Source organism: Arhodomonas sp. KWT, assembly GCF_010993615.1.
In genome coordinates this window covers 1-963 of record NZ_WNXE01000632.1, presented here as the reverse complement: position 1 = coordinate 963, position 963 = coordinate 1, and the positions used below count along the sequence as shown (strand labels likewise).

Genomic DNA, 963 nt, shown 5'->3' with positions numbered 1-963 from the left:
GACTCGGCACTGAATAGCCGGCATTACGACGACTACATCGCGACCTGTGCGGAGACGGCGAGCGCGGAAATGACGTTCCACGGCGTCCTCGTTCACGGCCCGAGGAAGGCGGTCAACCGCCTGTGCGGCGGCTTCCCTCTCCTGCGCTGACAAACCGGACGTCGGCGTGCCGCCCCGGATCCGCGTCAGGCGAGCGCGGCCGGCGGGTGTCCGGCGACGCGCTACGCGACGGTGCGGTCCGGGCTTCTAGGGCATGGCGGGGCGCTCAACGGGCATCAGGCGGTCCACGGCCTCCTGGACGAAGACGAAGGCGGCACGGGCGCCGGTGACGGCGCGATCCGCCTCCAGCGGTGTCAGTGCGATCGCGTCCAGGGTGGTCTTGAAGTCCCGCCAGTGCGGGGCGCGGCCGTCGGTGTGGGCGGTCATGTGCCGGGCGCCGTAGGTCTCGGAAAGCGCCAGCCCCTGACGTGCCTCCCGGAGCAGGACCGCGGCCCCCATGCGCGAGCCCTCGTGGGTGTAGATCCAGCCCAGGGCCTCGGGGCGGCCGGGGATGGTGACCGCCGCTGCCGCGCGGCGATCCCGCTCCAGGGCGTCCTCCGGGATGCCGAGGTCGATGCAGTCGGCCTTCACCGCCTCAAGGCGGTCGAGCGCCGCCAGCCCGGGCAGATCGGCCTGCAGCCGTGGATCGCGGTACAGCGGCGCGGTGACGTGGTGCAGCCGGAGCTGAACGCGCAGGAACCGGCTGTAACGTTGCCGGTCCGCGAACGGGGCGGCGCCGGTGATGCGCCGGTCGAGTGCCTCGTGGACGGCCTGGGTCCCGACCTTGAGCCGCCGGGACAGCAGGGATTCCGGATAGGCAGCCTCGGGCATGGGTCGGCTTCTCCCCGTCATTGCCGTGGTAGGCATGAACGCCGGCGTGGCGTGACCTGCCGCGTCACCCTGACGCAGCACTGGGGTCCCGGA

General features: G+C 72.2%; 2 protein-coding genes. One reads left to right on the top strand and one right to left on the bottom strand.

The features are described from left to right. The first annotated feature begins 9 nt into the window (after positions 1 to 9). The gene (locus G7A99_RS26010) at positions 10 to 150 is read left to right on the top strand and encodes a DUF2000 family protein (RefSeq protein WP_371807653.1); all 141 of its coding nucleotides are present in this window, start codon (positions 10 to 12) and stop codon (positions 148 to 150) included. A 96-nt stretch (positions 151 to 246) separates the two neighbouring features. On the opposite strand, the gene G7A99_RS21290 is transcribed toward G7A99_RS26010, so the two are convergent. Next, positions 247 to 870: a biliverdin-producing heme oxygenase gene (locus G7A99_RS21290; protein WP_163143915.1), complete on the bottom strand. Its 624-nt coding sequence runs from the start codon at positions 868 to 870 to the stop codon at positions 247 to 249. Positions 871 to 963 lie beyond the last annotated feature (93 nt).